We start from the raw sequence: 24,973 nt of genomic DNA on the forward strand, positions 1-24,973 counted from the left end.
AGCAACACTTTTTTCGAGGCTTGGATGATCCGCGAACTCCGCACCCTGGTCGCCGTGGCGCGCCGGGGCTCCTTCGCCGCGGCGGGGGAACAGGTGGGGCTGACGCAGTCGGCGGTGAGCGCGCAGATCCGTGCGCTGGAACGCAGCGTCGGCGTCGAATTGTTCCAGCGCACGCCGCGCGCGGCGCACCTGAACGAGGCCGGACGGCAGGCGGTGCGTACGGCCGAGCAGATCCTCGCGCTGTTCGACGGCATCGGCCAAGGCGACAGCCCGCGCGGGCGCCTGCGCATCGGCGCGGTGAACACGGCGCAGACCGGGCTGCTGCCGGAGGTGCTCAAGCGCCTCGCCGAACAGGCGCCGCACATCGAGCCGCAGGTGGTGCCGGGCGTCTCGCTGCACCTGCTGGACCAGGTGGACGCCGCCGAACTGGACCTGGCGATTCTCATCCGCCCGCCGTTCAACCTGCCGCGCGGGCTCTCCGCGCAACGGGTCGAGCGCCAGCCGTTCGTGCTGATCGCGCCGCCGCAATGCACCACGACGGATGCGCTGGAATTGCTGCGCACGCAACCGTTCATCCGCTACGACCATGTGTCCTTCGGCGGTCGCCTGGTGGGCGATTTCCTCGAGGCGCAACAGCTCAGGCCGCGCCAGGTGATGGAGCTGGATGAGATCGACGCGATCGCGCGGATGGTGGAGAACGGTCTCGGCGTGGCGCTGCTGCCTCGGGCTGGGCTGTGGCTACGCGAGCCGGCGCGGGTGCGAGTGATCGAACTGGGCGCGCTGGAATTCCAGCGCGAGCTGGTGATGGTCAGCCGCAGCGGTTCGGCGCAGGACGACCTGGTCGGTGAATTCCGCCGCGCCCTGCTCGCCGAGACGGCGGCTCAGGAGGCCGCGCCGACCACCGCGTAGCGCGGCGCCGGGCGCGCCAGCTCACCGAGGAAGGTCCACAGGCGTTCGGCCTCGCCGGGTAGCGGCAGGCGGCGGCGGATCAGGGTATAGCGCAACGGCACGTCGAAGCGCTGGCCGCCGGCGCGCACCAGGCGACGGCTGGCGAGGTCCTCGCGGACCAGGGTATGCGGCAGCCAGGCGACGCCCAGGCGCGACTGGGCGAAGAAGCGCAGCCCCTCGGTCTGGCTAGAGCTGTGGTGGCGCAGGAGGAACAGGCCGCTGTCGCGCAGCAGCGGTTCCAGGGCCCAGCCCAGGTGGCATTCCTCGGAGTAGCCGAGGAACGATAGCGCTTCGGTCTGCAGGCGGTCGAGGTTGAACAGCGGCTGGCCGGCGGCGTCAGGCGCGCAGACCGCCACCAGTTGTTCGTGGCCAAGCTCCAGGCGCTGGAACTCGGCTTCGCTATCGATGCCCAGGCGGCGCGACACCGCCTCGCCTTCGTCGAGCAACGCCACCACGTAGTCCACCGAGCCGTCGCGCAGGCGCGACAGGCATTGCGGCAGGTAATCGCAGTCGACGCTGAACTTGGCGCTGCGGAAGTCCGCCTGCAGGCGCGGAATCCAGTGCGGGAAGAACACCGAGGAGAGAATGTGCGGAGCGCAGAAACGGATGCGCCGCTGGGCGTCTTCGTCGCGCTCGCGGATCGACTGGCGCAGGTTGTCCAGGGCACGCACCGCGTCCTGCGCCACGTCTTGCAGCTGGCGGCCGGCCTCGGTCAGTTCGAGGGCGTGCTTGTGGCGCTCGAAGACCGGCGCGCCGAGCCACTGTTCCAGGGTCTGGATACGCCGGCTCAACCCGGACACGGAGACATGGCACTCCTGCGCCGCACGGCTGAAGCTCTTGATCCGACAGAGGACGAGGAAGTCCTTGAGCATCACCAGGTCGATCATCGTTGCGCGTTCCTCAACGGTCGGGCGTTCTCAGTCTACTTCGCGCGGCGGTGCCTGTTGCAAGGCTAAAGTTCGGTTTGTTTTGCCGATTTGGCAAGCAACTCGTCGACTCCCGCAAAACAGACCGGGAAAACCGGCCCACAGTAGTGAGGTCGCGCTTTTCCAGCCATCGACCCGCCCGTGCATCGTGGCCGGGCGGGTCCGCCACGAGGACAGGACCATGCAGACATCCCCCGCTCCGGCCATCGTCGCCGGCGGCGCCTACCAGCCGGTGGTGCTCCACGCCGGCATCGCCTACGTCAGCGGCCAGTTGCCGCGCCAGCACGGCGAGCTGCGCTGGACCGGCAAGGTCGGCGCCGAGCTCGACCTGGAACAGGCCCGCCAGGCCGCCCGGCTCTGCGCAGCGCGCTGCCTGCAGGTGCTGGAGGAGGCGCTGGGCGGCCTGCAACGAGTCGAGCGGCTGCTCAAGGTGACCGGCTACGTCGCCAGCGCGGCGGGTTTCGTCCAGCAGCCGGCGGTGATCGATGCCGCCAGCGAATATTTCGAGGAGGTGCTCGGCGCGCGCGGCGGCCACGCCCGCGCCGCCGTCGGCGTGGCCGAGCTGCCGCGCGGCGCCGCGGTGGAGGTGGAACTGATCGCGGCGGTGCGGCCATGAGCGCGCTCTTCCCCGCCGGCCCCGACGCCTTCGGTGCCGACGAACTGCTGTACCTGCGCCGCGAGACCCCGGCCTGGGGCAGCTACGCGCACTTCGCCCATGGCTCCGCCAGCCTGCCGCCGCAGGCGCTCTACGACGCCCTCGACCGCTGGCTGGAAGCCGAGCGGCGCTGGGGCGTGCAGCGCGCCGCCGAGCATTTCGCCGAGCCTTTGCTGGCGGTCCGCGACAGCGTCGCGCGGGTGCTCGGCACCCAGCCACGGCACATCGCCCTGCTCGACTGCGCCAGCCGCGCCTGGTCGGTGGCCTTCGCCGCGGCCCTGGCCGCCCATCCACGGATACGGGCGATCAGCAGCTTCGACGAATACGGTTCCAACAGCCTGTGCCTGCTCGCCGCGCGCCAGCAGCACGGGCTGGAGCTGCGCCTGATCGACGCGCGCGGCGACGCCGCACAGCTGTTGCAGCGGCTCGACGAGCAGTTGCACGACCTCGCCCCCGGCCAGACGCCGCTGCTGTCGCTCAGCGCGGTGCCCACCGGGCATGGCGCGGCTACCGTGCTGGAGGGCGTGGCCGAGCGCATCCGCGCCCATGACGGGCTGTTCTTCCTCGATGCCAGCCATGCGGTCGGCCAGTTGCCGCTGGCGGTGGAGGCGGTCGGCTGCGACGTGCTGGTATTCCCGCCGCGCAAGTGGCTGCGCGGGCCGAAGGGACTCGGCGTGCTCTATCTCGGCGAACGTGCCCTGGAGCGCCTGGCCCTGCCCGACGGGCTGGACGTCGGCGGCGCGCAATGGAGCGACGCCTTCGCCCTGCAGGCACGGGATGACGCGCGGCGCTTCGAATGCTCGGAGTTCAACCCGGGGCTGCGCCTGGCGCTCAAGGCCAGTTGCGACTACCTGTTGCAGACCGACGTCCGGCGCATCGCCCGGCGCAACCGCCAGTTGCGTGAACGCATCGCCCAGCAGCTTTACCGCCGGCTCGGCTGGACGCCGCTGGAACAAGGGCCGCACGCCAGCGCGCTGATGACCTACGCGGCCCCCGAACTGAGCGGCGAACAATGGCTGAAGCGCCTCCACGCGCGCGGCGTGAACGCCTCCTACATCGGCCCGCAGTATGCCCGCTGGGCGCTGCGCGAGCAGGCGCTGCCGGGGGTACTGCGCCTGACTCCGCACTACCTGACCGACGACAGCGAGATCGAGCGCCTCGGCGAGGCCCTGGAGGATTGCCTGCGACAGCGCGCCGCCAGTTGAGCGACCTTGCGCGAATGGCAACGTTGCGCCGCCGTGCCGGCGGTTGGCGCAACGCCGGGCGGTTTGCGCAAGGTCTTTGTGCCGGCGGCAACGAGCGTTGTCGAATGCGCCGCGCACGGCCGCCGCCATGCGGTTTAAATCCCTCTCGTAGAACAACGCATAACGATCCCGCCAGCGACATCTTTCACCTGCCTGAGACACCGACGACTTTCGACGCCCTGGGCAGCCTTTCGGTCCGCCGCGGACCGCTCCGCCCTCAATGGAATGATGAATGGAGGAAAGACGACCATGACCGGATCCCGGAAAACCCTGATTCTCGGATGCGCCTCCACCGGCGCCAAGTTCACCCCGCGCAACCACGCCACCACCGGCGACCACCTGCTCGACAGCATCTGCACCGGCGCCACCATCCGCACCGCCCCCGGCGAACTGCTGGACGAAGCGCGCCAGCTCTACGAGATGGGGTGCCGCTACTACCACTATCACGCGCGTAACCCGCTGACCCAGGAACAGACCACCGACAACGACATCTACCAGGCGGTCAGCCGCGCCCTGCAGAACCGCTTCCCCGACCTGATGCTGAGCTTCGGCGCCAGTCGCAACGGCAGCGAGGTGCAGGAGAACATCCGCCGCTTCGGCGAGTGGGAGCGGGTCAGCCACTGCGCCATCCCGCTGCACCTGGGCGGTGCGCACTTCGTGACGATCCAGGCGGCCATCGAATTGCAGGTGATCTGCGAGCTGGAGAAGCAAAGGCGCAAGCTCGACCTCGACTATGCCTCGAGCCCGGCCTTCCTCACCGACCTGCGCGACTACCAGCCGTCGACGGCGCTGGAAAAGGCCGAGTTGCAGACCCACTCCACCAGCAAGGGCGCCGACTACGGGGTGACCTCGCCGATGACCCAGTTCCAGGTCTACCGCAACGCCATCCAGGCGCGCCAGAAGCTCGGCCTGTTCCACGAGGTGGAGTGGGTGCAGCATGTGCGCAGCTACGCCATGACCCGTTTCGCCGTGGAGCACCCGCGCCTGCGCCTGGGCGGTTCCGGCCAGTTGAACGTGATCCTGCTGTTCGGCTTCTCGCCACGCCTGCCGTTCCCGGAGACCTACCAGCAGTTCCGCGCGGTGATCGAAAGCGCCAAGAGCCTGGAGTACGACATCGGCGAACCCGGGGTGCGCAAGCGCAAGGTCAGCATCACGGTCGGCGCGGCGGTGATGCCGCAGCATGCCGCGCAGCACTTCCGGCTGCTCGACGTCGGCCCTCGCGCCGGCACCCCGCTCTGCGCGGTGCGCCGGCTGGCCGCCTATGCCGCGCAGGCGGACAGCCAGGTCGACGTGCTGCGGGTCGGCATGGAGGACACGCCCTACGCGGTGGACGATGACGGCCGGGTGACGCTCAGCGACAACTGCCGGTTGCTGCGCCAGGCTCTCGACGAACTGCGCGCCAACGGCGCCGAGGCCGAGCTCGACGGCGAACGGATCTTCCAGCGCATGGGCATGGAACGCACCCTCGGCGAATACCTGTCGCTGCAGCGCCTGCATCCGCTCGGCGAAGCCAACTTCACCCTCGCACGGGAGTTCGTCCAGTGACCGCCGCCCTCGCCGCGAGCCCGACCCAGCGCTACCGCTGGGTCATCCTGCTGATCGCCACCTTCGCCCAGGCCTGCGCCTGCTTCTTCGTCCAGGGCATCGGCGCGATCGCCGTGTTCATCCAGAACGACCTGCAACTCTCGTCGCTGCAGATCGGCCTGCTGGTGTCGGCAGCGCAGCTGGTGCCGATCGTCGGCCTGCTGGTGGCCGGCGAGTTGCTCGACCGCTACTCCGAGCGGCTGGTGGTCGGCCTCGGCACGCTGATCGTCGCGCTGGCCCTCTGCGCCTCGCTGTGGGCCACCGACTACCTGACCATCCTGCTGTTCCTGGTGGTCGTCGGCGCCGGCTACAGCACGGCGCAGCCGGGCGGCAGCAAGTCGGTGTCACGCTGGTTCGCCAAGACCCAGCTGGGCTTCGCCATGGGCATCCGCCAGGCCGGGCTGCCGCTGGGCGGCGCGCTGTCCGCCGCGCTGCTGCCGTACCTGGCGGGAATCTACGGCTGGCGCAGCGCATTCCTCGCCGGCGGCCTGGTAGCGTTCCTCGGCGCGCTGGCCTTCATGCTCTTCTACCGCACCCCGCCGGACGCCCCGGCGCCCGGCGCGAACCCCGCCGAACGCGACCTGGGCGCGGTGGTGAAGTCGCGGCTGGCGATGATCACCGACCCGGCGATGAAGAACATCGTCTGCTCCGGGGTGGCGCTGATCTCGGTGCAGTACGGCATCCTGGTGTTCACCGTGCTCTACCTGCACGAGACCCTGGAGATCGGCATCGGCATGGCCGCGACCCTGCTGTTCGTCGCCCAGGGCAGCGGCGTCGCCGGGCGCATCCTGCTGGCCGCCTGGAGCGACCGCTGCCGCGCCGGGCGCTACTTCCCGGTGATGGTCTGCCTCGGTGCGGTGGTCCTCGGCCTGCTGGCGCTGGTCCTGCTGCCCCTGCAATCGCCGTTGGGGATGGGCCTGGTAGTGGCCTGGCTGGGCTTCTTCGGCTTCGGCTGGTACGGTCCCTGGGTGGCCTATGTGGCGGATACCGCGCCGGTCGGCAAGACCGGCTTCGCCCTCGGCCTGGCGATGGCCATCAACCAGTTGGCGATCGTTCTCGCGCCGCCGGCGCTGGGGCTGCTCAAGGACTTCAGCCACAGCTTCGTCCCCGGCTGGCTGGCGCTCTGCCTGATGGCGGCGGTAGCCCTTGTGGTCACCGCCTGGAGCGGCCGCGGCCTGCCCACGGCGCTGCCACAGAAGCACTGAAGCGATGACGGCCACGGCCGAGGAGGCACGATGCGCGCGATCCTGTTCGATGTGTTCGGTACCCTGGTGGACTGGCGTTCCAGCCTGATCGAGCAGTTCCAGGCGTTGGAGCGCGAACTCGGCGGAACCCTGCCCTGCGTGGAACTGACCGACCGCTGGCGCCAGCAATACAAGCCGGCGATGGACCGGGTACGCAACGGCCAGGCGCCCTGGCAGCACCTCGACCAGTTGCACCGGCAGAGTCTCGAGGCCCTGGCCGGAGAGTTCGGCCTGGCGCTGGACGAGGCCCTGCTGCAGCGCATCACCGGCTTCTGGCACCGCCTGCGGCCGTGGCCGGACACGCTCGCCGGGATGCATGCGCTGAAGGCCGACTACTGGCTCGCCGCGCTGAGCAACGGCAACACCGCGCTGATGCTCGACGTCGCGCGGCACGCCGGGCTGCCCTGGGACATGCTGCTGTGCGCCGACCTGTTCGGCCACTACAAGCCCGACCCGCAGGTCTACCTCGGCGCCTGCCGCCTGCTCGACCTGCCGCCGCAGGAGGTGATGCTCTGCGCGGCGCACAACTACGACCTCAAGGCCGCGCGCGCCCTCGGCCTGAAGACCGCGTTCATCGCCCGGCCGCTGGAATACGGCCCCGGCCAGACCCAGGACCTCGCCGCCGAGCAGGACTGGGACCTGATCGCCAGCGACCTGCCGGACCTGCACCGGCAACTGGCGGCCTCGGCCTGACCGACTTCCTGCTTCCTGCCCCCTGAACCGCTCGCCTACCCGCGTGCCAAGGCGCGCCGGGAAAGGCGCGCGGGCAGCGCCGGTACGCGTCCGGCAGGAGCTTAGCCATGTCCGCGAAGGAGACCCCGGCCACCCAGGCCGCCGAGCCCGGGCGCGCCCAGCCGGTCGAAGTCCCCGGCGGCGGCCACTGGTGGCGCCGCCTGCTGGCCTTCGCCGGCCCCGGCTACCTGGTCGCGGTGGGCTACATGGACCCGGGCAACTGGGCCACCGATGTCGCCGGCGGCGCACGGCTGGGCTACCTGCTGCTCTCGCTGATCCTGCTCTCCAGCCTGATGGCGATGCTGCTGCAGGCGCTGTCCGCACGCCTGGGCATAGCCAGCGGCCTGGACCTGCAACTGCTGGCCGACTTCGCGTTCGGCTGAGCATTGCCCGACGGCACGCTGCATGGTGCGGGACGCGCACTCAGGCGATGCTCAGCCATCGAGCCCGCGGGGAAAGCGGTCGGCCACCAGGTTCAGGGCGATGCCGTGCTCCAGGCAGGCCTTGAGCCCGGCCAGCACCAGGGTGAAACCTTCGGTGGCGTCTACCACCCGCGGGATGACCTCTTCCGGGGTGCCGACGAAACCGCTGTTGCGGATGCTGACGAAAGTCCCGGCGCCGGGCAGTTCCTCGAACAGCCACTCCACCTGGGAAGGGTTGCTGTCGCCATTCGGCCATTCGATGAGGATGCGACGGTTCGTTTGCAGGTCCTTCACTTCGATTTCCTGGGAAACCCCGTACATGTCCCAGTGCCAGCGCAACCGTTTCCCGGCTTCGAGGCGGGCATCGCCGCGGCTGAACCAGAACCTGGCGGTGATGGCCGGATCGACGAAGGCTTCGAAGACCTCGGCGATGGGGCGGCGGATCAGCATCTCCGCCTTGGCGACGACCTGTGCGGCAGCAGTCATGGCAAGTCCTCCATGGGGTTGGGCAAGGGAGCGGCCGCCGCATCGGGCGGCCGCTCGCTGTTAGTGGCTCAGGCCGGGTATTTCTCGTTCAGAGCGTAGAGGATCGCCGCCGTCTCCACATCCAGCGCGCCGTCGTGGTTCTCCGGGCGGAAATGCATCTGGAAGGCACGCAGCAGGCTGGCGAAGTAGGCGTCGTCGATCGTCGCCGGCAGCGCATAGCCGTAGCGACGGAATGCCTCCAGCAGCTCGGCGCGCGGCGGCAGGCCGTCGCGCTCGAAGCCTTCGCGATAGCGATCGCGGCTAGCGTCGTCGTACCAGGCGCCGATGCCGGCCGCGTAGAGTTCCTTCCAGGGCAGCTTAGGACCCGGGTCGGACTTGCGCCCGACGGCGATGTCGGAGTGGCCGACCACATTCTTCGGCGTCATGTCCGGATAGCGTTGCAGGATGTTCTTCGCCAGTTGCTTGAGAGCGCCGATCTGCGAGCGCTCGTAGTCGGGGAAGGTGAACACGCCGTCGTCGTCGCGGGCGAGGTTGACGATCTCGATGCCGATCGAGGTGTCGTTGAGGTTGTCGCGCCCGGCCCAGCCGCTGATGCCGGCGTGCCAGGCGCGGTCCTCCTCGGCGACCAGGTTGAAGATGCGCTGGCCCTTGAAGCCGGCAGCCTTGTAGCTGGGGTCATGCGGCGCCGGGATCAGGTAGTGGGCGCTGGCGGCGCCGGTGGTCAGGGCCTCGACCGAGGCGGCGAAGTCGAGCGCGGTGTAGTGCAGCACCAGGAAGCGCACACGTTTGCCGTAGGGAGTGGTGGTGCGATAGCTGTTGTAGTCGATGGTCAGCATGGTTTTCACCTTTTTGCGGATGATGGAAAGCCCCCGGCCACAGGCTCGCCTGTAGCCAGGGACGTCGCTGCAGCGATGAGGTTCAGGGGCCGGCCGGGGAAACGCGGGCCCCGGGTAGACCGGAAGGAAGAAGACCGGGCATAAAAAAGCCCGGCACGCGGCCGGGCAAAAGGGATACACCAAAGGCAAGCCCAGCGAACTGGGGGTACGGGGGCTCACCGAGGCGACTGAACGATGGCGTTATGACAGCAGTCGGCACAACCGAACTTTAAGTTGGCCGGATGCCGTGCGGGTGCACGCCAGAGCCTTCCGCGCCGGTCGCCGCCACGCCGCGTCCGGTAACACGGCGGGCGGAAACGACGAAGCCCGGCGCTGGGGCCGGGCTTCGAAGGCGACCACGGGAAACGTGATCATGGGAAAAAGCTACCGCGGGCGTCCCGCCGCTGGCAAGGCCGTTCGTCCGCTGGACGCTCTACTTTGCACTTCTTCACAAAGACCACAAATACCCATACAGACCCTGGACGAAGCGACTACTACTCTACACACGCCAGGTGCGATTGCTCCTCTATTCCCTGGCATTTCCCGCCACTGCCCCCCGCACAGTGGCTTTTTTTTTGCCCGCTCGCCGGGCCTTCCGGCGCCAGCACCAGCGCCAGGATGCAGCCAAGCAGGAACACCTGCAGCAACAGCCGCGCGCCCAGCGCCTGGGGCGGGAAAGCCGGGAACGACTCCGGGTGCTGCCACATGTGGAGGTTCGCCGGGGTCACGCAGAGGGTCAGGAGGAACAACCCGCAGGCCGCCATGCGCCGCCAGCCCGGCAGCAACAGGACGAAGGCGCCGAGCAGTTCGAACACCCCGCTGGCATACACCGCCGCCAGCGGCCAGGGAATATAGGGCGGGACGATGCCGACGAAGAAATCGGTGAAGACGAAGTGGCCGAGCCCGCCCAGCAGGAACCAGGCGAAGACGAAGGCCAGCAGCAGCGTACGGACGGTCGACGGCATGGATGAACCTCGGCGCGAGGATGGCCGGCACCGGCATCCTGCCACGCGCCAGCGGCGGCGCGCCCATAACCTTTGCCCGGTTGGCGGCCGCCCTGAAACAAATGCTCAAACATTCCCGACCCCGGGACGACATCTGCTCAAAAAATATCCTGGCCTTTCCCGGCCGAAAGACATACAATCCGAAACTGCGTACCAAACTGAAAGTCAATCAGGCTTTACCCCACGACCGGGCCCACAGATGAAAAGGGCTCTACCATCAGGGTTACAGCCTTCCGATGGTTCTTCGGTCGCCACTCTTCTGAAGCAATCCCCTGCCACGCAGGGCCGATGGGAAGACCGGCGTCCCGCAATACCACCCGCAGATTGATCAGGATCCTGGCCAGGAAACTTTTCCGTCAGTCCATCCTCTGATTAGTACCTGAACTGCCAGCTTGCTCTTTTCGAAAAAAGCCGGCATAACCAGTACGTTCCCCCGACACAAAGCTTTCTTGGCACTGTCACGGAGCGGGAACATTTGCAATATACGCTGACCTACAAGCGTGAAAGTAAAGGAAATAAGAACATGTCCATTCAACATCGTACTCAGGATGCAATTCGCACCCTAACCGCCGCATTTGCGCCGTTCGACTGCCTGATCCAGGCAACTCGTAAAGGAAACTTCAGTTTCACCATCGTTGACCAGCATGGCGTGGCCTGTCACAGCGAGCGCCTGTATCCGGAGCAATACGACGACTCCGGCAAAATGGAAGAAGTGATCAATCGAGTTCGCAAGAAGACACTGGCTGCCTGAATCATGCAAGCATCAGCGCGAATGCAAGAGAAAAGCCCCGTCCCCGACGGGGCTTTTTTGTAGGTGGCGAAGAAAGCAGACTATTCCCAAGAAAAATCCTACATAAGAAATAAATATTTACTTATTCCTTTTTAAATAATTCCCGGACAACTTCGTCATGTTCAAACGGCCCGCGGGAAAACCGCCGGCCGCCTGCTCTCTCTTCCCCTCAGACGATCGCCAGGTGCCGCTTGCGGGACGGTGGCGGGAAGGCCCGGTCGAGCGCCCGCAGGTCCTCGGCGGACAACTCCAGGCCGGCCACCGCGGCGTTCTGCCGGATGTGCGCGGAGGTCACCGCCTTCGGAATCGCGATCACCCCCTGCTCCAGCAGCCAGGCCAGCGCCACCTGGGCGCTGCTGGCCTCATGCCGCGCGGCGATCTCGCCGAGCGCCGGATGCTGCAGCAACTTGCCGCCCTGCCCCACCGGACAGTAGGCCATCACCGGCATGCCGCGCTCCCGGCACCAGGGCAGCAGGTCGTACTCGATGCCGCGCTCCTCCAGGTTGTACATCACCTGGTTGGCGGCGCAGTCGCTGCCCTCCAGTTCGTGCAGGTCGCCCAGGTCGAAGTTGGACACGCCCCAGCGCTGGATCTTGCCTTCCTCGCGCAAGCGCTCGAAGGCCTCGACGGTTTCCTCCAGCGGATACTGGCCCTGCCAGTGCAGCAGGTAGAGGTCGATGCTGTCGCAGCCGAGCCGTCGCAGGCTGCGCTCGCAGGCCGCCGGTAGGCCCTTGCGGCTGGCGTTGTGCGGGTAGACCTTGCTGACCAGGAAGACCTCCTCGCGACGCCCGGCGATGGCCGCGCCGACCACCTCCTCGGCACCGCCCTCGGCGTACATCTCGGCGGTATCGATCAGCGTCATTCCCAGCTCGATGCCTTCGCGCAGCGCCGCGACCTCGCGCTTGCGTTCGCTGGGATATTCGCCAAGGTGCCAGGTGCCCTGGCCGATGGCGGCGACCTCGCGGCCGCCGATCAGCGTCAGCGTTTTCATGCAGCGTCTCCTGTGGTGAATGGACGGGGCCTCATGCCCAGGGATCATAGCTGCCGAAGCTCCAGACGTGGCCCTCCGGGTCGCGGCAGGTGAAGCCACGGCCGCCGTAGTCCTCGTCCGCGATGTCGATGACGATCTCGGCGCCGGCGGCCTGGGCGGCGCGGAACAGCGCGTCGGGATCGGCCACCACCAGGTAGAGGCTCTGGGTATTGCCGCCGGCTTCGTCGACGTGGCGCATCAAGCGGCCATAGGCGTTGTCGCGCACGCTGGAGCCGAGCATGAGCATGCCGTTGGCGCCGCTCGGGCTGGCATAGGTCAGCTCGGCATGGAGTATCCGTCCATCCTCGCAGGGGACCACCCGCTTGCGCTGGAAGCCGAAGGTCCGGCACAGCCAGTCGATGGCGGCCGGGGCGTCGCGGTAGCGCAGGCAGGGAATGACGCTGGCGACGGTGTTGCTGGCAGGCGTGTGCATGGCGCATACCTCCGGGGGAAAGCACGACCACCAGCATAGACGCTGGACCGGACCGCCCCCGAGGCACGGGTGGGCGGCGCGCCCTTCAGCGCAGCAGCGCCAGCACCCCGCCGAGCAACGGCACTCCGGCGGCGCAAGGCAACGCCCAGCGTGGCCGCCAGGCGAGCAGCAGGACCAGCGTGCCGGTCGCCAGCATCGACAGGCAGGCCCAGAAGACGATGCCGATCTCCACGCCCTGGCGATGGATCGAGAAAGCCAGCGCCAGGCCCAGGTCGAGCGCCGCCACGCCGCGTAGCAGAAGCACCCGGGAAGCCGGCGGCTCGTGGCCGAGGAGGTTCCTGTGGTGGCGGTTCATGGCCAGGCAGAGAGCGGTGAAGGCCAGCAGGTTGAGGCCGAAGACCAGCAGCATCAGGCCACCTCCCGGGCGTCCAGGCGGCGCCGCGCGGGCTTCGCCGCCAGCTGCGGACGTCGCCAGCCGAGCCAGGCGCAGAGCAGGCCGATCCCGAGCAGGCTGAGGTCGACCCCGGCAAGCACCCAGTCGCCGCGCTGCAGGCTGGCCAGCAGGTTGCCTTCCGGGCTGCGCAGCAGGCCGAGCAACGGCAGGCCCAGCGCCAGCACGGCGGCGAGGCGCAGTTGCGTGCGACCGAGCGTCCCGCTGTTGCGGCGGACGATGGCCCACAGCGCGACCAGGAGCCAACTGGCGCAGAACACGCGAACTTCCCAGGCGTCGCGGCCGGCCAGTTGCGTCGGCAGCAGGCGGTTGCCCCACAGCAGCGCCAGGCTGGCCAGCGGCAGGCCGCCGCAGACCGCCAGGTTCAGCGCGCGCACCAGGCCGATGCCGCGGCCGCCGCGCGCCTCGCGCTTGGCCAGCCAGACCTGCAGCCCACCGAAGATCATCATCGCCCCGGAAAGCCCGAGCAGCAGGTACATCCAGCGCACCAGTTGGCCACCCCACTGGATCATGTGCAGGCCGGTCAGCCAGCCGTAGGTGGCGTAGCCGGGCGCGTAGGACGGCTGGGCGTGCAGCAGTTCGCCGCTGGAGGCGTCGAAGCTGACCGTGCGCTGGTCGTCGAGGATGCGCGAGGCATCGCGGCGGCGGATATCCACGGTGGCCGCCGCGTCGTAGGGATGGTGCACGCTGATCCAGCCCGGCGCGCCGCCGTCGCCCCAGACCTTGCCGGCCTCGACGATCAGGCCGTCGATGGACGCCGGCGGCCCCGCCGGGCGGCCGACTTCCTCGCGTTCGTAGGAGCCCTGTACTTCCTGGAAGAACCGTTCGCCGTCGTTCTGGTAGACCACCTGCAGGCCCGCCTGCATGTAGTAGACGATGAAGATCACCAGGCCGGTATAGGCGATCATCAGGTGGAACGGTAGGCCGACCACCCCCAGCACGTTGTGCGCGTCGAGCCAGGCGCGCTGCCGCCCCGCCTGCGGACGCAGGGTGAAGAAATCCTTGAAGATCCGCCGATGGACGATGGTCCCGCTGACCAGCGCCACCAGCATCAGCATCCCGGCGATGCCGACGATATAGAGGCCGACCATGCCGGCGTGCAGGTCGTAGTGCAGAGTGAAGAAGAACTCGCCGCCGACCGTCTTCGGCAGCGGCTGGCCGCTCGCCGCGTCGAGCTGGAAGACCTGGAACTCGCCGCCGTCGCGCGGCTCCCAGCCGGCGTTCCAGTAAGGCGCGCGCTCGCTCGGCGGAAGCATCCACCAAGCATGGGCGTCAGGGGCGCGCTGGCGCAGCCAGTCGCGCACCTGGTCGGCGCCCAGCGACTGTGCGCCGGGCTGGTGCAGCTCCGGCTGCATCCAGCGGGTCAGTTCCTTGTCGAAACTGGCCAGGCTGCCGGCGAAGACGATGACGAACAGCAGCCAGCTGACCAGCAGCCCCGACCAGGTGTGCAGGCCGGACATCGATTGGCGCAGGCTCATGCGCGCGCTCCGTAGTCGAGGCCGAGCCAGGCCAGGCCGCCGAGGGCCAGGCTGGCCAGCGCCAGCACCCAGCAGGCGCGCCAGGCGCTGCGCGCGGCGAAGGCATAGACGATGGCCGCGACCCACACGGCGAAGCAGCCGAGGCTGCCGAACGAGACACGGTCGGGACGCGGCAGCGGCAGGTAGATGCTCAGGCAGGCGGTGGCCGCGTAGGCCAGCGCATAGCCAAGGAGGATCGCGGCGAGGATACGGCCGCTGACGGACAGTCCGCCGGCCGGAAGCGGGCGGGTCATGGGGTGGCGTCCCTCGGGAAAACGGGGCCTTGCATCGTCGCTACCTCTGTCTGGCTGGCACGGCGACGCCGCGCCCGCGCAAGGCGGGACGGTCATCGATCCGGAAGGTTTGCGACTGTATCTCAATTACGTTCGCATTTGTACTTGCTCCGGACGACCGCCAGGTCGCGTCCCGCCCGGGACTGGCGGGCGCGGCGGCATGCCGGTCATATCCGGACACACTTGTCCGGCACGGCCATCGACCGCGCCATACGTCCATCTCCGCTCTGCGCAAGCGCCTCGAGCTTGGTAATATCGGCTGTTTGCGGTTTCGGCTGGTTCCGCCGAAGGACATACCGGATGACTTCACCCTCCGCCCCAGACACCCAGCTCAGCCTGGCCATCGACCCGGCCCGGCCGTATGCGCGGCTGACCCTCGGCAGCCACGTCCACAGCGGCTACGACCTGCGCAGCGGACGCATGCAGAGCATTTCCCGGCACCGCGCGGCGCTGGCCTTCATCTATGCCGGCGAGGCAGTTTCCGGGCGTCCCGGCAGCGAGCCGCGGGAAGCCCGCCGGCGCATCGAACGGCGCCCGGCGCACGAGCAGGAATATCGCGAGACCCTGCGCCGCCTCGGCTTCAAGCCGGCGACCCGGCGCAGCGACGCGCTCGAGGAAAGCGCCGGCGAGATGTTCGAACTGCCCGGCGACAACGCCTGGCTGCACTTCATGCAGGAAGACCTGCCGCGCCTGCGCCAGCAGGGCTGGTTCATCGACATCCGCGCCGACTTCGCTTACGACCTGACGCCCATCGACGCCTGGTACGCCGAGGTCGAGGAAGCCGACGACCGCCAGTGGTTCGAGCTGGAGCTGGGCATCCAGGTCGCCGGCCAGCGGGTCAGCCTGCTGCCGGCGCTGACCGAGCTGATCCGCCGCAGCCCGGCCCTGCTCGACCCGCGCGCCCTCGCCCGGCACGCCGACGAAGAGCAACTGGTGCTGCGTCTGGAGCTCAACCCGCCGCTGCGCGTGGCGCTGCCCTTCGGCCGCCTGAAACCGGTGCTGGCGGCGCTTTCCGACTTCTACCTGGGCGACCCCGAGCCGCAGCGCAAGCTGCGCCTGGGCGCTCCGGACGCGGCGCGCCTGGCCGACCTCGACGAACTGCCGCTGGCCTGGGAGGGCGGCGACAACCTGCGCGACTTCGCCCGCCGCCTGCGCAACTTCCAGGCCCGCCCGGCGACCCCGCCGCAAGGCCTGCGCGCGGAACTGCGGCCCTACCAGCTCGAAGGCCTGAGCTGGATGCAGACCCTGCGCGAACTCGACAGCGGCGGCGTGCTGGCCGACGACATGGGCCTGGGCAAGACCCTGCAGTCGCTGGCCCACGTGCTCCTGGAAAAGCAGGCCGGGCGGCTCGACGCGCCGGCGCTGGTGGTGATGCCCACCAGCCTGATCCCCAACTGGCTGGACGAGGCCGGTCGCTTCGCTCCCGATCTGCGCGTGCTGGCCCTGCACGGCGCCGGCCGGCGCCGCGATTTCGCCCGCATCGACGAGCACGACCTGGTGCTGACCACCTACGCCCTGCTGCCGCGCGACGCCGCCGAGCTGGGCAAGCGGCGCTTTCACCTGCTGATCCTCGACGAGGCGCAGAACATCAAGAACGCCACCACCAAGGCCGCCGTCGCCGCCCGCGAGCTGGCGGCGCGGCATCGCCTGTGCCTGACCGGCACGCCGCTGGAGAACCACCTCGGCGAGCTCTGGTCGCTGTTCCATTTCCTGATGCCCGGCTGGCTCGGCGACGCCCGCCAGTTCGCCCAGGACTACCGCACGCCGATCGAGAAGCACGGCGACGAGGCGCGCCTCAGCCACCTGGCCGCGCGCCTGCGGCCGTTCCTGCTGCGCCGGACCAAGGAACAGGTGGCCTCGGAGCTGCCGCCCAAGAGCGAGTTCACCCAGTTCGTCGAACTCAGCGAGGCGCAGCGCGAACTCTACGAGACCGTGCGCCTGGCGCTGGACCGCAAGGTCCGCGAGGAGATCGCCCGGCGCGGCCTGGCGCGCAGCCGCATCGTGATCCTCGAGGCGCTGCTCAAGCTGCGCCAGGTCTGCTGCGACACGCGCCTGCTGCAACGCCAGGAAGACAGCGCGCGCGGCGGCCGGGCGGCCAGCTCCGGCAAGCTGGCCTACCTGCTCGACATGCTCGACGAACTGATCGCCGAGGGCCGCCGGGTCCTGCTGTTCTCGCAGTTCACCTCGATGCTCGCGCTGGTCGAGGACGCCCTGCGCCAGCGCGGCGTCGACTATGTCCTGCTGACCGGCGAGACCCGCGACCGCCGCGCCCCGGTGCAGCGCTTCCAGGGCGGCCAGGTGCCGGTGTTCCTGATCAGCCTGAAGGCCGGCGGGGTCGGCCTCAACCTGACCGCGGCGGACACCGTGATCCACTACGATCCCTGGTGGAACCCCGCGGTGGAGAACCAGGCCAGCGACCGCGCCTACCGCATCGGCCAGGACAAGCCGGTGTTCGTCTACCGGCTGATCGCCCGCGGCACGGTGGAAGAGAAGATCCAGCACCTGCAGCAGGAAAAGGCCGCCCTCGCCGACGGCCTGTTCAGCGAAGGCAACGGCGACGGCTGGAAGCTCGACGAGGCCGATATCGACGCGCTGTTCGCGCCGCTGCCCAAGCCGCTCTGAGGCCGACGCTCAACGCGCCAGGCCACGGTAGACGTAGGTCAACGGGCGCGGCCCGGGCAGGTAGCCCTGTTCCAGCTCGTCGATGCTGAAGCCGGCTTCGCGCAGCAGCGCCGGCATGTCGCGGTCCAGGTGGCAGCCGCCGGCCAGCGGTTTCCACCAGGGTGTCAGGCGCCGCTGCCAGGCCTGCACCGAGGCGTCCGGCGCGCGGCCGTGCTCGCAGAACAGCAGCTCGCCGCCCGTCTTCAGCACCCGGCGCATCTCGCCCAGCGCCGGCAGCGGCGCGGCGATGGAACAGAGGGTGAAGGTGCAGACGATGCTGTCGAAGCTTTCCGCCTCGGCGCGGATCTCGCCAAGCTCCAGGGCGAGCATCTGCACCGGGATGCCGATCCGCTCCGCGCGCTCGCGGGCCAGGCCCTGCATCTGCGCCGCCGGATCGACGCCGACGATCGCCGACACCTTCGCCGCGTCGTAGAAGCCCAGGTTCAGCCCCGTGCCCAGGCCGATCTCCAGCACCCGGCCATGGGCGCGCGGCACCAGCAGCGAGCGCTGCTTCATCACGTCGCCCATGCCGCAGGCGAAATCGATCAGGCGCGGCAACACATAACGGTCATAGATACCCACGAACCTTCTCCTGGCAGCGGCGGCCGAACGGGAAAGCATAGCCCAACGCGGCATTAGACGATTGTCGACAATCATGCGAAGAATGATTGACCCAGCCCAATCAAGGCGGTAGGTTTCGCACACATTGTCGACACATCGACACAGGCAGCCCAGGCATGACCCAGAACCCACCCTCCCTCGAAATTGCCCATGACGACGGCGAGACCCTCTCGGAACACGTCTTCCGCAAGATCCAGAGCGCCATCGTCAGCGGCGAGATCGCGCCGGGCAGCAAGATTTCCGAGCCGGAGCTGGCGCGCACCTACGGCATCAGCCGCGGGCCGCTGCGCGAGGCGATCCATCGCCTGGAAGGCCTGCGCCTGCTGGTGCGGGTGCCGCACGTCGGGGCGCGGGTGGTGTCGCTGAGCCATGCCGAGCTGATCGAACTCTACGAGATCCGCGAGTCCCTGGAAGGCATGGCCTGCCGCCTGGCCGCCGAACGCATGAGCCAGGCCGAGATCGACGAGCTGCGCCGGGTGCTCGACACCCACGAGCGCGACGAGGCGTTCCAGGCCGGGCGCGGCTACTACCAGCAGGAAGGCGACTACGACTTCCACTACCGGATCATCCAGGGCAGCGGCAACGCCACCCTCAGCCGCATGCTCTGCGGCGAGCTCTACCAACTGGTGCGGATGTACCGCATCCAATACTCGACCACGCCGAACCGGCCGCGCCAGGCGTTCGCCGAACACCACCGCATTCTCGACGCCATCGCCGACCGTGACGGCGAACTGGCCGAGCTGCTGATGCGCCGCCACATCAGTGCGTCGCGCCGCAACATCGAGCGCCAGCTGGAAACCCAGCCGGCGAAGCTCGCCTCCGCTTCCTCCACCGTCTAAGAGGTCCGTGATGAGCCAGACGTCCCTTACCCCCGGCCAGCGCTTCCGCGAAGCCGTGGCCACCGAACACCCGCTGCAGGTGGTCGGCACCATCAACGCCAACCACGCCCTGCTGGCCAAGCGCGCCGGCTTCAAGGCCATCTACCTGTCCGGCGGCGGCGTCGCCGCCGGTTCCCTGGGCCTGCCGGACCTGGGCATCAGCGGCCTCGACGACGTGCTCACCGACGTGCGCCGGATCACCGACGTCTGCGACCTGCCGCTGCTGGTGGATGTCGACACCGGCTTCGGCTCCTCGGCGTTCAACGTCGCCCGCACGGTGAAGTCGATGATCAAGTTCGGCGCCGCCGCGATGCATATCGAGGACCAGGTCGGCGCCAAGCGCTGCGGCCACCGGCCGAACAAGGAGATCGTCTCGCAGCAGGAGATGGTCGACCGCATCAAGGCCGCCGTCGATGCCCGCAGCGACGACTCCTTCGTGATCATGGCGCGCACCGACGCGCTGGCCGTGGAAGGCCTGCAGGCCGCCATCGATCGCGCCTGCGCCTGCGTCGAGGCCGGCGCCGACATGATCTTCCCGGAAGCCATGACCGAACTGGCCATGTACAAGGAATTCGCCGCCGCAGTGAAGGTGCCGGTGCTGGCCAACATCACCGAGTTCGGCGCCACCCCGCTGTTCACCACCGACGAGCTGGCCTCCGCCGACGTGTCCCTGGTGCTCTACCCGCTGTCGGCCTTCCGCGCCATGAACAAGGCGGCGGAGAACGTCTACACCGCGATCCGTCGCGACGGCACCCAGAAGAACGTGATCGACACCATGCAGACCCGCATGGAGCTGTACGATCGCATCGACTACCACAGCTTCGAGCAGAAGCTCGATGCGCTCTTCGCGCAGAAGAAGAACGCCTGAGCATAGTGGTCGGCGTGCGCCTGAGCGCCGGCCCGCGAACCCCGTGAAACCGAGTTGCAGCATCCAGAAAAAATTCAAGAAAGGAGAGAGCAATGGCTGAAGCAAAAGTACTGAGTGGCGCCGGCCTGCGTGGCCAGGTGGCCGGCCAGACAGCCCTGTCCACCGTCGGCCAGGAAGGCGCCGGCCTGACCTACCGTGGCTACGACGTCCGCGACCTGGCGGCAGCGGCGATCTTCGAGGAAGTCGCCTACCTGCTGCTCTACGGCGAGCTGCCGAACAAGCAGCAGCTCGACGCCTACCTGAAGAAGCTCCAGGGCCAGCGCGACCTGCCGCAGGCACTGAAGGAGGTCCTCGAAAGGATTCCCAAGGACGCCCACCCGATGGACGTGATGCGCACCGGCGCCTCGGTCCTCGGCACCCTGGAACCAGAGCTGAGTTTCGACCAGCAGCGCGACGTCGCCGACCGCCTGCTCGCCGCCTTCCCGGCGATCATGACCTACTGGTACCGCTTCACCCACGAAGGCCAGCGCATCGACTGCAACAGCGACGAGCCGACCATCGGCGGGCACTTCCTCGCCCTGCTGCACGGCAGGAAACCCAGCGAGCTGCACGTGAAGGTGATGAACGTCTCGCTGATCCTCTACGCCGAGCACGAGTTCAACGCATCCACCTTCACCGCGCGGGTCTGCGCCTCGACCCTGTCCGACCTGTACTCCTGCGTCACCGGCGCCATCGGCTCGCTGCGCGGCCCGCTGCACGGCGGTGCCAACGAGGCGGCGATGGAACTGATCGAGCGCTTCTCTTCGCCGCAGGAAGCCACCGCCGAGCTGCTGAAGATGCTCGAGCGCAAGGACAAGATCATGGGCTTCGGGCATGCGATCTACAAGGAATCCGACCCGCGCAACGAAGTGATCAAGGGCTGGTCGAAGCAGCTCGCCGACGAGGTCGGCGACAAGGTCCTGTTCGCGGTTTCCGAAGCCATCGACAAGACCATGTGGGAACAGAAGAAGCTGTTCCCCAACGCCGACTTCTACCATGCCTCGGCGTATCACTTCATGGGCATCCCGACCAAGCTGTTCACGCCGATCTTCGTCTGCTCGCGGACCAGCGGCTGGACCGCCCACGTCTTCGAACAGCGTGCCAACAACCGCATCATCCGCCCGAGCGCCGAGTACACCGGCGTCGAGCAGCGCGCGTTCGTGCCGCTGGAGCAACGCTGATCCACGCCGTCCGGCGCGCCGCCGACCGCGGGCGCGCCGGACGGTTGCCGCACCCAGAATTCGAAAGGCCGGCGTGGGCTGCGCCACGGCGCGAGCGACACGCTTCCGAACACCCCGTGATTGAGTCCGAGCCATGAACAGCGCACACCGCAAACCGCTCCCCGGCACCCGCCTGGACTACTTCGACGCCCGCGAGGCGGTCGAGGCGATCCAGTCCGGCGCCTACGCCAAGCTGCCCTATACCTCCCGCGTGCTCGCCGAGAACCTGGTGCGCCGCTGCGACCCGGCGACCCTGGAGGCTTCGCTGCGCCAACTGGTCGAGCGCAAGCGCGACCTCGACTTCCCCTGGTACCCGGCGCGGGTGGTCTGCCATGACATCCTCGGGCAGACCGCGCTGGTCGACCTCGCCGGCCTGCGCGACGCCATCGCCGACAAGGGCGGCGACCCGGCCCAGGTCAACCCGGTGGTGCCGGTGCAACTGATCGTCGACCACTCGCTGGCGGTGGAATGCGGCGGCTACGACCCCGAGGCCTTCGCCAAGAACCGCGCCATCGAGGACCGCCGCAACGAGGACCGCTTCCACTTCATCGACTGGACCAAGCAGGCCTTCCGCAACGTCGACGTGATCCCGCCGGGCAACGGCATCATGCACCAGATCAACCTGGAGAAGATGTCGCCGGTGATCCAGGCGCGCGACGGCGTGGCCTTCCCCGATACCTGCGTGGGTACCGACAGCCATACCCCGCACGTCGACGCCCTGGGCGTGATCGCCATCGGCGTCGGCGGCCTGGAGGCGGAGAACGTGATGCTCGGCCGCGCCTCCTGGATGCGCCTGCCGGACATCGTCGGCGTCGAGCTGAGCGGCCGTCGCCAGCCGGGCATCACCGCCACCGACGTGGTGCTGGCCCTGACCGAGTTCCTGCGCAAGCAGAAGGTGGTCGGCGCCTACCTGGAGTTCTACGGCGAAGGCGCCGCCAGCCTGACCCTCGGCGACCGCGCGACCATCTCCAACATGGCTCCGGAATACGGCGCCACCGCGGCGATGTTCGCCATCGACCAGCAGACCATCGACTACCTGCGCCTCACCGGCCGCGACGACGAGCAGGTCGCCCTGGTGGAGGCCTATGCGCGCACCGCCGGGCTCTGGGCCGACAGCCTGGTAGACGCCGAGTACGAGCGGGTACTGAAGTTCGACCTGTCCAGCGTGGTGCGCAACATGGCTGGCCCGTCCAACCCGCACGCCCGGGTCGCCACCAGCGAACTGGCGGCGAAAGGCATCGCCGGCAACCTCGAGCGGGCCCGCGCCGAGGAAGCCGAGGGCCTGATGCCGGACGGCGCGGTGATCATCGCCGCGATCACCAGTTGCACCAACACCAGCAACCCGCGCAACGTGATCGCCGCCGGCCTGCTGGCGCGCAACGCCGACCGCCTCGGCCTGGTCCGCAAGCCATGGGTGAAGACCTCGCTGGCACCGGGCTCCAAGGTGGTCACCGAATACCTGCGCGAAGCCGGCCTGCTGCCGCACCTGGAAGCCCTCGGCTTCGGCGTGGTGGCCTACGCCTGCACGTCTTGCAACGGCATGTCCGGCGCCCTCGACCCGGCGATCCAGCGGGAGATCGTCGAGCGCGACCTGTACGCCACCGCGGTGCTCTCCGGCAACCGCAACTTCGACGGGCGCATCCACCCCTACGCCAAGCAGGCCTTCCTCGCCTCGCCGCCGCTGGTGGTGGCCTACGCCATCGCCGGGACCATCCGCTTCGACATCGAGCGCGACGTGCTCGGCGTGGCGGACGGCAAGGAGATCCGCCTGAAGGACCTCTGGCCGAGCGACGAGGAGATCGACGCGGTGGTCAGGGCGGCGGTGAAGCCCGAGCAGTTCCGCCAGGTCTACATCCCGATGTTCGACATCACCCACGGCGAGCGCGAAAAGGTCGACCCGCTCTACGCCTGGCGCCCGACGAGCACCTACATCCGCCGCCCGCCGTACTGGGAAGGCGCCCTCGCCGGCGAACGCACCCTGCGCGGCATGCGTCCGCTGGCGGTGCTGCCGGACAACATCACCACCGACCACCTGTCGCCGTCCAACGCGATCCTCGCCGACAGCGCGGCAGGCGAATACCTGGCGAAGATGGGCCTGCCCGAGGAGGACTTCAACTCCTACGCCACCCACCGCGGCGACCACCTCACCGCGCAACGCGCAACCTTCGCCAACCCGAAGCTGTTCAACGAGATGGTGCGCAACGCCGACGGCAGCGTGAGGCAGGGTTCGCTGGCGCGGGTCGAGCCGGAAGGCAAGGTGATGCGCATGTGGGAAGCCATCGAGACCTACATGGAGCGCAAGCAGCCGCTGATCATCGTCGCCGGCGCCGACTACGGGCAGGGTTCTTCGCGCGATTGGGCGGCCAAGGGCGTGCGCCTGGCCGGGGTGGAGGCGATCGTCGCCGAGGGCTTCGAGCGCATCCACCGCACCAACCTGATCGGCATGGGCGTGCTGCCGCTGGAGTTCAAGCCGGGCACCACCCGCCTGACCCTGGGGATCGACGGCAGCGAGACCTTCGACGTGGTCGGCGCTCGCCGGCCGCGCGCCGACCTGACCCTGGTCATCCACCGGCGCGACGGCGAGCGGCTCGAAGTGCCGGTGACCTGCCGCCTGGACAGCGACGAGGAAGTCTCCATCTACGAAGCCGGCGGCGTACTGCAACGCTTCGCCCAGGACTTCCTGGAGGCGGCCGGCGCCTGATGGCGCCGGCGAAACACCCTGGTAGGACGGACGACGCGTAGCGTCATCCGCCGACGACCGGCAGCGGCTGCCGAACGCAGCGGCTGCCCCTGAATTCGATTGCCGAGGACGACGACGCATGGCCCACCCACCCCAGATCCGCATTCCCGCCACCTACCTGCGCGGCGGCACCAGCAAGGGCGTGTTCTTCCGCCTGGAAGACCTGCCGGAATCCTGCAGGGTCCCCGGCGAGGCGCGCGACCGGCTGTTCATGCGGGTGATCGGCAGTCCCGACCCTTATGCCGCGCACATCGACGGGATGGGCGGCGCCACCTCCAGCACCAGCAAGTGCGTGATCCTCTCGAAGAGCAGCCAGCCGGGCCACGACGTCGACTACCTCTACGGCCAGGTCTCCATCGACAAGCCCTTCGTCGACTGGAGCGGCAACTGCGGCAACCTCTCCACCGGGGCCGGCGCCTTCGCCCTGCACGCCGGGCTGGTGGATCCGGCGCGGATACCGGAAGACGGCATCTGCGAGGTGCGCATCTGGCAGGCCAATATCGGCAAGACCATCATCGCCCACGTGCCGGTGAGCGGCGGCCAGGTCCAGGAAACCGGCGACTTCGAGCTGGACGGAGTGACCTTCCCGGCGGCCGAGATCGTGCTGGAGTTCCTCGACCCGTCCGACGACGGCGAGGACGGCGGCGCCATGTTCCCCACCGGCAACCTGGTGGACGACCTGGAGGTGCCGGGGGTCGGCACCTTCAAGGCGACCATGATCAACGCCGGGATTCCCACGGTGTTCGTCAATGCCGAGGAGATCGGCTACCGCGGCACCGAGCTGCGCGAAGAGATCAACGGCGACCCGCAGCAACTGGCGCGCTTCGAACGGATCCGCGTCGCCGGCGCCCTGCGCATGGGGCTGATCAAGACCCCCGAGGAAGCCGCGACCCGCCAGCACACGCCGAAGATCGCCTTCGTCGCCCCGCCCCGCGACTACCGCACCGCCAGCGGCAAGCTGGTGGCGGCCGGGGATATCGACCTGCTGGTCCGCGCGCTGTCCATGGGCAAGCTGCACCACGCGATGATGGGCACCGCGGCGGTGGCCATCGGCACCGCCGCGGCGATCCCCGGCACCCTGGTGAACCTCGCCGCCGGCGGTGGCGAGCGCAGCGCGGTGCGTTTCGGCCATCCCTCCGGCACCCTGCGAGTAGGCGCCGAGGCCCGCCAGGCGAACGGCGAATGGACGGTGACCAAGGCGATCATGAGCCGCAGCGCGCGAATCCTCATGGAAGGCTGGGTGCGCGTACCCGGCGACGCCTTCTGAACCGACCTATCCTTGCTCCGGCCTGCCGCCACCGCGAAAGGCCGG

Annotated in this window: 23 protein-coding genes and 2 pseudogenes; 15 read left to right on the forward strand and 10 right to left on the reverse strand. The window is 68.7% G+C overall.

The genetic code is table 11. From position 1 onward, the window contains the following. The first annotated feature begins 24 nt into the window (after positions 1–24). Positions 25–909 carry a LysR family transcriptional regulator gene (locus PSPA7_RS22355; protein ID WP_012076997.1) on the forward strand — a complete coding sequence of 295 codons (885 nt, stop codon included), beginning with the start codon at positions 25–27 and terminating at the stop codon, positions 907–909. Here PSPA7_RS22355 and PSPA7_RS22360 read toward each other — a convergent pair. Next, on the reverse strand, positions 882–1,835 hold the full coding sequence (locus PSPA7_RS22360) for a LysR family transcriptional regulator (RefSeq protein WP_012076998.1): 954 nt from the start codon (positions 1,833–1,835) through the stop codon (positions 882–884). The two genes, PSPA7_RS22355 and PSPA7_RS22360, sit on opposite strands and share 28 nt — an antisense overlap. Positions 1,836–2,055: 220 nt before the next feature. On the opposite strand from PSPA7_RS22360, the gene PSPA7_RS22365 reads away from it, so the two are divergent. The 6 genes and pseudogenes from PSPA7_RS22365 to PSPA7_RS22390 all read left to right on the forward strand — a co-directional run. Then, positions 2,056–2,490 carry a RidA family protein gene (locus tag PSPA7_RS22365; RefSeq protein ID WP_012076999.1) on the forward strand — a complete coding sequence of 145 codons (435 nt, stop codon included), beginning with the start codon at positions 2,056–2,058 and terminating at the stop codon, positions 2,488–2,490. Beyond that, a complete protein-coding gene (locus tag PSPA7_RS22370; RefSeq protein ID WP_012077000.1) occupies positions 2,487–3,734 on the forward strand; it encodes an aminotransferase class V-fold PLP-dependent enzyme in 1,248 nt (415 codons plus the stop codon). The genes PSPA7_RS22365 and PSPA7_RS22370 overlap by 4 nt, the downstream gene beginning before the upstream one ends. 288 nt (positions 3,735–4,022) lie before the next feature. Beyond that, positions 4,023–5,318, forward strand: coding sequence for a 3-keto-5-aminohexanoate cleavage protein (locus PSPA7_RS22375; protein ID WP_012077001.1), 1,296 nt, complete (start codon positions 4,023–4,025; stop codon positions 5,316–5,318). Beyond that, the gene (locus tag PSPA7_RS22380) at positions 5,315–6,562 is read left to right on the forward strand and encodes an MFS transporter (RefSeq protein WP_012077002.1); all 1,248 of its coding nucleotides are present in this window, start codon (positions 5,315–5,317) and stop codon (positions 6,560–6,562) included. Before PSPA7_RS22375 ends, PSPA7_RS22380 begins: the two co-directional genes overlap by 4 nt. A gap of 30 nt (positions 6,563–6,592) precedes the next feature. After that, entirely contained in the window at positions 6,593–7,294 is a 702-nt protein-coding gene (locus tag PSPA7_RS22385) for a haloacid dehalogenase type II (protein WP_003116497.1), read from the forward strand. Positions 7,295–7,401: 107 nt separating this feature from the next. Then, positions 7,402–7,686 (forward strand): annotated as a pseudogene (locus PSPA7_RS22390) (divalent metal cation transporter); the annotation flags it as partial. Between the two features lie 81 nt (positions 7,687–7,767). Here the strand turns inward: PSPA7_RS22390 and PSPA7_RS22395 are convergent. The 3 genes and pseudogenes from PSPA7_RS22395 to PSPA7_RS22405 form a co-directional block, all read right to left on the reverse strand. Beyond that, entirely contained in the window at positions 7,768–8,241 is a 474-nt protein-coding gene (locus tag PSPA7_RS22395; RefSeq protein ID WP_003149740.1) for an SRPBCC family protein, read from the reverse strand. A gap of 68 nt (positions 8,242–8,309) precedes the next feature. Continuing rightward, positions 8,310–9,077 carry an N-acetylmuramoyl-L-alanine amidase AmpDh3 gene (ampDh3, locus tag PSPA7_RS22400; RefSeq protein WP_012077004.1) on the reverse strand — a complete coding sequence of 256 codons (768 nt, stop codon included), beginning with the start codon at positions 9,075–9,077 and terminating at the stop codon, positions 8,310–8,312. A 638-nt stretch (positions 9,078–9,715) separates the two neighbouring features. Beyond that, positions 9,716–10,081, reverse strand: a pseudogene (locus tag PSPA7_RS22405) (DoxX family protein); the annotation flags it as partial. Between the two features lie 2 nt (positions 10,082–10,083). Here PSPA7_RS22405 and PSPA7_RS32205 point away from each other — a divergent pair. Both PSPA7_RS32205 and PSPA7_RS22410 read left to right on the forward strand, forming a co-directional pair. Continuing rightward, positions 10,084–10,323 (forward strand): hypothetical protein, encoded by a 240-nt coding sequence (locus tag PSPA7_RS32205; protein ID WP_138009462.1) that lies wholly within the window; start codon positions 10,084–10,086, stop codon positions 10,321–10,323. A 320-nt stretch (positions 10,324–10,643) separates the two neighbouring features. Continuing rightward, positions 10,644–10,871 carry a hypothetical protein gene (locus tag PSPA7_RS22410; protein ID WP_003085644.1) on the forward strand — a complete coding sequence of 76 codons (228 nt, stop codon included), beginning with the start codon at positions 10,644–10,646 and terminating at the stop codon, positions 10,869–10,871. Between the two features lie 208 nt (positions 10,872–11,079). Here the strand turns inward: PSPA7_RS22410 and PSPA7_RS22415 are convergent, their stop codons facing one another. The 5 genes from PSPA7_RS22415 to PSPA7_RS22435 form a co-directional block, all read right to left on the reverse strand. Next, complete coding sequence (locus PSPA7_RS22415; RefSeq protein WP_012077007.1) at positions 11,080–11,901, reverse strand: aldo/keto reductase; 822 nt, start codon at positions 11,899–11,901, stop codon at positions 11,080–11,082. A 31-nt stretch (positions 11,902–11,932) separates the two neighbouring features. Beyond that, positions 11,933–12,373, reverse strand: coding sequence for a VOC family protein (locus PSPA7_RS22420; RefSeq protein ID WP_012077008.1), 441 nt, complete (start codon positions 12,371–12,373; stop codon positions 11,933–11,935). 85 nt (positions 12,374–12,458) lie between these two features. Continuing rightward, positions 12,459–12,782 carry a DUF3325 domain-containing protein gene (locus PSPA7_RS22425; protein ID WP_012077009.1) on the reverse strand — a complete coding sequence of 108 codons (324 nt, stop codon included), beginning with the start codon at positions 12,780–12,782 and terminating at the stop codon, positions 12,459–12,461. Beyond that, positions 12,782–14,302 carry a PepSY-associated TM helix domain-containing protein gene (locus tag PSPA7_RS22430; protein WP_012077010.1) on the reverse strand — a complete coding sequence of 507 codons (1,521 nt, stop codon included), beginning with the start codon at positions 14,300–14,302 and terminating at the stop codon, positions 12,782–12,784. Before PSPA7_RS22430 ends, PSPA7_RS22425 begins: the two co-directional genes overlap by 1 nt. Then, a complete protein-coding gene (locus PSPA7_RS22435) occupies positions 14,299–14,595 on the reverse strand; it encodes a DUF3649 domain-containing protein (RefSeq protein WP_012077011.1) in 297 nt (98 codons plus the stop codon). The genes PSPA7_RS22430 and PSPA7_RS22435 overlap by 4 nt, the downstream gene beginning before the upstream one ends. A 339-nt stretch (positions 14,596–14,934) precedes the next feature. Here PSPA7_RS22435 and PSPA7_RS22440 point away from each other — a divergent pair, with 339 nt between their 5' ends. Next, positions 14,935–17,256, forward strand: coding sequence for a DEAD/DEAH box helicase (locus PSPA7_RS22440; protein WP_012077012.1), 2,322 nt, complete (start codon positions 14,935–14,937; stop codon positions 17,254–17,256). A gap of 9 nt (positions 17,257–17,265) precedes the next feature. On the opposite strand, the gene PSPA7_RS22445 is transcribed toward PSPA7_RS22440, so the two are convergent. Then, positions 17,266–17,916, reverse strand: coding sequence for a class I SAM-dependent methyltransferase (locus tag PSPA7_RS22445; protein WP_074197269.1), 651 nt, complete (start codon positions 17,914–17,916; stop codon positions 17,266–17,268). 116 nt (positions 17,917–18,032) lie between these two features. On the opposite strand from PSPA7_RS22445, the gene PSPA7_RS22450 reads away from it, so the two are divergent. From PSPA7_RS22450 to prpF, 5 genes are all read left to right on the forward strand, one after another. Beyond that, positions 18,033–18,755 carry a GntR family transcriptional regulator gene (locus tag PSPA7_RS22450; RefSeq protein ID WP_012077013.1) on the forward strand — a complete coding sequence of 241 codons (723 nt, stop codon included), beginning with the start codon at positions 18,033–18,035 and terminating at the stop codon, positions 18,753–18,755. A gap of 10 nt (positions 18,756–18,765) precedes the next feature. Then, on the forward strand, positions 18,766–19,662 hold the full coding sequence (gene prpB, locus PSPA7_RS22455; RefSeq protein WP_003103044.1) for a methylisocitrate lyase: 897 nt from the start codon (positions 18,766–18,768) through the stop codon (positions 19,660–19,662). Positions 19,663–19,754: 92 nt separating this feature from the next. Then, entirely contained in the window at positions 19,755–20,882 is a 1,128-nt protein-coding gene (gene prpC / locus PSPA7_RS22460; RefSeq protein ID WP_012077014.1) for a bifunctional 2-methylcitrate synthase/citrate synthase, read from the forward strand. Positions 20,883–21,015: 133 nt separating this feature from the next. Further along, positions 21,016–23,622: a Fe/S-dependent 2-methylisocitrate dehydratase AcnD gene (acnD, locus tag PSPA7_RS22465; protein WP_012077015.1), complete on the forward strand. Its 2,607-nt coding sequence runs from the start codon at positions 21,016–21,018 to the stop codon at positions 23,620–23,622. A 118-nt stretch (positions 23,623–23,740) separates the two neighbouring features. After that, complete coding sequence (gene prpF, locus PSPA7_RS22470; RefSeq protein ID WP_012077016.1) at positions 23,741–24,928, forward strand: 2-methylaconitate cis-trans isomerase PrpF; 1,188 nt, start codon at positions 23,741–23,743, stop codon at positions 24,926–24,928. Positions 24,929–24,973 lie beyond the last annotated feature (45 nt).

Source organism: Pseudomonas paraeruginosa PA7 (assembly GCF_000017205.1).
GTDB lineage: Bacteria > Pseudomonadota > Gammaproteobacteria > Pseudomonadales > Pseudomonadaceae > Pseudomonas > Pseudomonas paraeruginosa.